This window comes from Kitasatospora sp. NPDC056076, from assembly GCF_042266305.1.
In the GTDB taxonomy this organism is placed as follows: Bacteria; Actinomycetota; Actinomycetes; order Streptomycetales; family Streptomycetaceae; genus Kitasatospora.
This window is the reverse complement of the sequence record NZ_JBHJWG010000102.1, coordinates 1-5,966: the sequence shown is the minus strand read 5'-3', so window position 1 is coordinate 5,966 and position 5,966 is coordinate 1. Positions and strand designations below refer to the sequence as shown.

At 71.3% G+C, this 5,966-nt stretch carries 7 protein-coding genes and 1 tRNA gene; 6 read left to right on the top strand and 2 right to left on the bottom strand.

All coding sequences use genetic code 11. From position 1 onward, the window contains the following. Positions 1 to 96 (top strand): acyl-CoA dehydrogenase family protein (locus ACFC1T_RS37980; protein WP_157849844.1); only part of this gene is annotated, 96 nt, incomplete at its 5' end. 87 nt (positions 97 to 183) lie between these two features. Further along, entirely contained in the window at positions 184 to 927 is a 744-nt protein-coding gene (locus ACFC1T_RS37975; protein ID WP_375897271.1) for a TetR family transcriptional regulator, read from the top strand. 228 nt (positions 928 to 1,155) lie between these two features. On the opposite strand, the gene ACFC1T_RS37970 is transcribed toward ACFC1T_RS37975, so the two are convergent. Beyond that, positions 1,156 to 1,240: transfer RNA gene (locus tag ACFC1T_RS37970), tRNA-Leu, on the bottom strand. Between the two features lie 303 nt (positions 1,241 to 1,543). On the opposite strand from ACFC1T_RS37970, the gene ACFC1T_RS37965 reads away from it, so the two are divergent. The 3 genes from ACFC1T_RS37965 (at position 1,544) to ACFC1T_RS37955 (ending at position 4,570) form a co-directional block, all read left to right on the top strand. Further along, the gene (locus tag ACFC1T_RS37965) at positions 1,544 to 2,875 is read left to right on the top strand and encodes a M20/M25/M40 family metallo-hydrolase (protein WP_360246117.1); all 1,332 of its coding nucleotides are present in this window, start codon (positions 1,544 to 1,546) and stop codon (positions 2,873 to 2,875) included. 280 nt (positions 2,876 to 3,155) lie between these two features. Continuing rightward, positions 3,156 to 3,398, top strand: a complete 243-nt coding sequence (locus ACFC1T_RS37960) for a chaplin (protein ID WP_375897268.1) — start codon at positions 3,156 to 3,158, stop codon at positions 3,396 to 3,398. Between the two features lie 317 nt (positions 3,399 to 3,715). Beyond that, positions 3,716 to 4,570, top strand: coding sequence for a chaplin (locus tag ACFC1T_RS37955; protein ID WP_375897265.1), 855 nt, complete (start codon positions 3,716 to 3,718; stop codon positions 4,568 to 4,570). A 181-nt stretch (positions 4,571 to 4,751) separates the two neighbouring features. Here the strand turns inward: ACFC1T_RS37955 and ACFC1T_RS37950 are convergent, their stop codons facing one another. Next, entirely contained in the window at positions 4,752 to 4,961 is a 210-nt protein-coding gene (locus tag ACFC1T_RS37950; RefSeq protein ID WP_350517275.1) for a DUF5703 family protein, read from the bottom strand. A gap of 363 nt (positions 4,962 to 5,324) precedes the next feature. On the opposite strand from ACFC1T_RS37950, the gene ACFC1T_RS37945 reads away from it, so the two are divergent. Then, entirely contained in the window at positions 5,325 to 5,924 is a 600-nt protein-coding gene (locus ACFC1T_RS37945; RefSeq protein ID WP_375897262.1) for a hypothetical protein, read from the top strand. Positions 5,925 to 5,966: the final 42 nt, after the last annotated feature.

Below are 5,966 nucleotides of genomic sequence, written 5' to 3'. Positions count from 1 at the left end.
CCGGTGGAGCGGATGATGCGGGACGCGAAGATCACCCAGATCTACGAGGGCACCAACCAGGTCCAGCGGATCGTGATGGCCCGCAACCTGCCGTAACGACGGCCCGACGGGCCCCGACGGCCGGCCGGTCCAGCCGACCGGCCGTCGGGGCCGCCCCGTCGCGCCGATGCTAAGTTCCGGAGAATGAGCGAGAAGGAAGAGCAGGACCTGCCCATGAACGACGGGCCCTCGAAGCCGGCCATGCGCGAGGCGCTGGTGGCCGCGGCCTTCGAACTCTTCCTGGAGCGCGGCTTCGAGCAGACGACGGTCGACGACATCGTCTCGCTCGCCGGTGTCGGCCGGCGCTCCTTCTTCCGCTACTTCCCGGCCAAGGAGGACGTGGTCTTCCCCGACCACGAGCGCAGCCTGGCCGAGATGACGGAGTTCCTGGAGTCCGGCAGCGGTGAGGAGGACCCGGTCCGGCACGCCTGCGAGGCGGCCCGCCTGGTCCTGCGGATGTACGCGGAGCAGCCCTCCTTCTCCGTCCAGCGCTACCGCCTCACCCGCAAGGTCCCCGGCCTGCGCGCGTACGAGCTGTCGGTGGTCTGGCGCTACGAGCACACCCTCGCCGCCTACCTGCGCGGCCGCTTCGCCGCCCGCCCGGACGGCCCGCTGCGCGCCGACGTGATCGCCGCCGCCGTGGTCGCCGCGCACAACCACGCCCTGCGCACCTGGCTGCGCTCGGGCGGCGAGAGCGACTGGGTGGCCGAGGTGGACGCGGCGATGGCCTTCGTCACCTCCACCTGGAGCGACCGCCCCGCCGACGCGGCCCAGGAGGGCGAGGGCCCGGGCGACGACGTGGTCGTGCTGGTCGCCAGCCGCCACGCGCCGCTCTGGCGGATGGTCCAGGGCATCGAGAGCGCCATCGGCGACTCCCGCCGGATCTGAGGACGACGGCCGGGCCACGACGGTCTGGCTGCGGCGGCCGGGTCACGGCGGTCTGGCCGCGGCGGAACCCGACGGGCCGCCGGCCCCGATCCGCCTTCCCGCGCACCCCCCTGACCGATCGTCCGTCGGTCCCACCGCTGTGCGTGCCGCCACCAGGCGGCGCTCCGGCCGCCGGCAAAGTCCCGGAAAACAAAGAGAACCCCAGATCAACTGGGGTTCTCTCGTCGGTGTCCGAGGGGGGACTTGAACCCCCACGCCCGATAAAGGGCACTAGCACCTCAAGCTAGCGCGTCTGCCATTCCGCCACCCGGACTAGGTGTCGCCCTCGCGGCTTCCGATCTCTCGTCCGTCGCGCTGACAGATGTAACTGTAGCAAAGATCGGCTTGAGCTCCCAAAACGGCTCCGGAACGGGCGGACGTGCTGGTGGCGGGGCTGGTGGCGGGGGCGAGGGGTGGTCTGTGGCGGGGGTGTGACCAGCGGGTTTCGGGGGCGTGCGGGGGGTGGATCGCGATCGTGGGCTGGGGGAGGATGGGCGGACGTGCTCGTACGGCCCGGGTGCAGGTCCTGGGGGTGGCGCGCTGGTGCGTCGGTGCGGGCCAAAGACGAGGAGTGACCGTGAGCGAGCGGAGCGAGTCGGCGGCGCCGAAGGTGACGGCTGAGTCGGAGGTCGCCGAGATCTGTCGCGATCTGATCCGGATCGACACCAGCAACTACGGTGACGGCTCCGGCCCGGGCGAGCGCAAGGCGGCCGAGTACGTGGCCGAGCAGCTCGCGGAGTTCGGGATCGAGCCGCAGATCTTCGAGTCGGCCAAGGGGCGGGCCTCGACGGTGGTCCGGATCGAGGGCGAGGACCGGTCCCGTCCCGGCCTGCTGATCCACGGCCACACCGACGTGGTGCCGGCCAATGCCGCGGACTGGACGTACGACCCCTTCGGCGGCGAGATCGCCGACGGCTGCGTCTGGGGGCGTGGCGCGGTCGACATGAAGGACATGGACGCGATGACCCTCGCCGTCGTCCGTGACCGGCTGCGCACCGGCCGCAAGCCCCCGCGCGACCTGGTGCTCGCCTTCCTCGCGGACGAGGAGGCGGGCGGCACGTACGGCGCCCGCTTCCTGGTGGACAAGCACCCGGAGTTGTTCGAGGGCGTGACCGAGGGCATCGGCGAGGTCGGCGGCTTCTCCTTCACCGTCAACGACCAGGCCCGGTTCTACCTGGTGGAGACGGCCGAGAAGGGCATGCACTGGATGCGCCTGACGGTCGAGGGCCGGGCCGGGCACGGCTCGATGTCGAACGACGACAACGCGATCACCGAGCTGTGCGAGGCCGTCGCCCGGCTCGGCCGCCACAAGTTCCCGCTGCGGATCACCCCGAGCGTGCGGGCCTTCCTGGACGAGCTGTCGGACGTCCTCGGGTACCGGCTGGACCCGGAGGACATGGACGAGGTGGTCCGCGTGCTCGGCGGCATCGCCAAGATGATCGGCACCACGTTCCGCAACACCGCCCAGCCGACCATGCTCGGCGCCGGCTACAAGGTGAACGTGATCCCCGGTCAGGCCACCGCCCACGTGGACGGGCGCTTCCTGCCCGGCTACGAGGAGGAGTTCCTCGCCGAGCTGGACAGCGTGCTGGGCCCGCGGGTGAAGCGCGAGAGCCTGCACTCGGACCGGGCGATCGAGACCGACTTCGACGGCGCGCTGGTCGAGGCCATGCAGACCGCGCTGCGGGCGGAGGACCCGATCGCCCGGGCGGTGCCGTACTGCCTGTCGGGCGGGACGGACGCCAAGTCCTTCCAGGACCTCGGCATCCGCTGCTTCGGCTTCGCGCCGTTGCAGCTGCCGCCGGAGCTGGACTTCGCCGGGATGTTCCACGGCGTGGACGAGCGGGTGCCGGTGGACGGGTTGAAGTTCGGCGTCCGGGTGCTGGACCGCTTCATCGACGCCTGCTGATCGATCGACCGATCGATCGGCGTCTGCTGATCAGGCGACTGGGTCGGCCCGCTCCCGGACTGCCGGGGGCGGGCCGACCGCATTGTCGGAGCGCATGATTGTGGGACGGGTGGAAAGCGATCAACAGAAACGATTCTGCTTGCCGTTCCGCGCCGGTCGTCTGTGCGAAGGATCACCGTTGCGGGTGAATGGGAAATCTGTTCCGTACCCCGTTTGCCGCAGCGTCGTTCATTCCTTTGCAGCCCGCCGAACGGGTTGCGTTGTCCGTACAGGAGGAATGATGAAGATCAAGAAGATCGCCGCTGTCGCCGCCGCCACCGGTGGCCTGGTGCTCGCCGCCGCCGGTGTCGCGTCCGCTCACGGCGGTGCCGGTGCCGAGGGTGTGGCCGCGGGTTCCCCGGGTGTCGTCTCGGGCAACCAGGTCCAGGTCCCGGTCCACGTGCCGGTGAACCTGTGCGGCAACACCGTCAGCGTGATCGGCGTGCTGAACCCGGCGTTCGGCAACCACTGCGCCAACTTCTGAGCCGACCTCCGGGCCGCTGAGGCCCGTTGAGCCGGGCTCGGTACGGCCCCCGGGCGGCGGACGCGCCGCGCCGGGGGCCTTTGCGTGCCGGGGCTTTTGCATACCGGGGGCCTTGGCGAACCGGACTCGACAAGGTTCGAACGCCCAGATCGCTCGATCGGGTGAAGCTGCTTCGTTCGGCTCAACCTCCCCGTTGGCCTCTCGTTGACTCCTGTGCAGTCAAAGGCCTTGCGCGATTTCCGGATATACGGAAATTCCGACTTTCATACGAGTTCATGCCAAGGTCGCCACGCCGTCTCGAAACGTCAGGGGAAATCATGAGGAATGTCGCCAAGAAGGGGATCCTCACTGCCGTGGCCACCGGCAGCGTGCTGGCCTCGACCGCCGGCTACGCCTACGCGGGCGCCGAGGCGCAGGGGGGTGCCACAGGATCACCGGGTGTCGCCTCGGGGAACTCGGTGCAGGTGCCGGTCGAGGTACCGATCAACGCCTGTGGCAACACGGTCGACGTGATCGGCGCCCTGAACCCGGCGTACGGCAACCACTGTGCCAATGCCTCCGGCGGCGGCCGCCACGCCGCCCCGCGGCCCGGCCAGGGCGGCCAGGGCGGCCACCCCGGGGGCGTCGCCGGTTCCGGTGCGGGCGCCTCCCGCGGCTCCTCCGCCTCCGGTGCCTCCGCGAGCGGTGCCGCGGCGAACTCGGCCGGGGTGATCTCCGGCAACAGCGTCCAGGCCCCGGTGCACGTCCCGGTCAACGCCTGCGGCAACTCCGTGAACGTGGTGGGCGTCGGCAACCCGGCCTTCGGCAACGAGTGCGGCAACGTGGCCCACCCCGCCCCGAACCCGGCCCCGAAGCCGACCGACGACTGCCCCGAGGGCCACACCCCGCCGCCGTCGACCGGTGGCGACACCGGCACGGGCGGCCCGCGCAACGGCGGCCCGTCGACCGGTGTCACCCCGAGCACCCCGGTCGCCCAGCCGTCGAGCAACGGCGGCACCCAGGCCGTCCCGGCCGCCGCCCGCACCAGCGTCCCGGCCGCCCAGAGCGTCGCCGCGAACAGCGAGCTCGCCCACACCGGCGCCGGTGACGTCGAGATGCTCGGCGCCGCCGGGCTCGCGCTGCTGATCGGCGGCGGCGTGCTCTACCGCCGGGCCCGCGCCGGCGCCCGCTGAGTCCACCGGGCCCGCTCGCGGTTGCTGTCGACGGGCAGGGTGAACAGCTGAACAGATGAACGGACGCACCCGCGGCCGCCCGGTTCGAACGGGCGGCCGCGGGTGCGTGAAGTCTCGGCGCGCACTGGTTCGGCGCGCACTGGTTCGGTGTGCGGCGACTCGGGGTGAGGTGCCCCGACCGTCACCAGCTCCGGATCTGCCGGATGATCCGTCGCTTGAGTCGGACCGTCCGGCTGCCGTCGGGGAACAGTCGCAGTCGGTCGAGCTCCCAGTGCCCGTACTCGGCGTGCTCGGTGAGCAGTTGGCGCGCCGCGTTGCGGGTGGTACCGCGCGGCATGCGCAGCGACTGGTACTCGTACTCCGGCTGCCGGACCGGCTTCGGTGGGGTCAAAACGCTCCTCCTGAGGATCACCTGCACGCAAGCCTACGGCCTGCCCCGGACAGTCGGCCGGGGTATTTCCGGCCGTCCTCCCGCCCCGGTGCGGCGGTTCGACGGCGCCCGGTCCGGAGGCCCGTCTGACAGTGCATCAGTTCTGTTGCTGCTGTGGAGGGGATACCCCGATACCGGCGCGCGAAGCGGTACCCGGACGGCCCCGCCGGACCGCCTGCGCGCCCTCTGCGCCCGCCCCGCGCCGGTCCCGGTGGGGGACAGAACGCACGGAATCGGACATCAGGGGGGAAGTTGCGGTGAAATCGCGGGTGTAGGTGACAACCGCTGTGCGTACCGGCGCCGCGGGGAGATAGCGTCTGCACCATGTCTGATGCCGCGCAGCCCACCATTGCCGAGGTACGCGCCGCCGCTGAGGCGGTCAAGGCCGCCATCGACCGTCATCTGGAAGCGGTGTCAAGCCCCAACGCAGCTGATGATCCCGCCGTCACCGCTGCCTACGAGCAGCTCGCGACGGCGGCCATCGCCTACGACCAACTCCTGTACGAGGTCTACGACGAGGTCACCCCCTTCGAGATCCCCGGCGACGAGGGACCGGGCGGCTACCACGGCCCGGAGCAGCCCGAGGCGATCAGCGTGCTGATCCGCCGCGACTACCACGTGGTCGACCCCAAGCGGCTGCGCGCGCAGGCCGAGCGGCTCGACGAGTCGTTGACCCCGGGTGGTGCCGGCGGCGTGAACTCCGCGATCGGCGTGCTGTTCGGCGAGTACGAGCCGGACGAGATCGCCGCCCGCAGCGAGGAGTTCGGCCTGGAGGAGGCGGACTCGACGCTCTGGGTCGCGGCGGCCGAGCCGACCGAGCCGGGGGAGTGGCTGCCGGAGCCCTTCGAGCACGCGGACCCGCAGTTGCTGATCTGCCGGTTCGACGTGAGCGAGGTCTACGACGACGAGGACCCGGACGACTGACATCGGACGGACGCGTGAGGGGCGGGCCCGGAACTCCGGGCC

Bases quoted from the DNA above. Each gene is read 5' to 3' on its own strand.
- ACFC1T_RS37955 (WP_375897265.1), top strand. From the start codon at position 3,716: ATGAGGAATGTCGCCAAGAAGGGGATCCTCACTGCCGTGGCCACCGGC.
- ACFC1T_RS37945 (WP_375897262.1), top strand. From the start codon at position 5,325: ATGTCTGATGCCGCGCAGCCCACCATTGCCGAGGTACGCGCCGCCGCT.
- ACFC1T_RS37975 (WP_375897271.1), top strand. From the start codon at position 184: ATGAGCGAGAAGGAAGAGCAGGACCTGCCCATGAACGACGGGCCCTCG.
- ACFC1T_RS37960 (WP_375897268.1), top strand. From the start codon at position 3,156: ATGAAGATCAAGAAGATCGCCGCTGTCGCCGCCGCCACCGGTGGCCTG.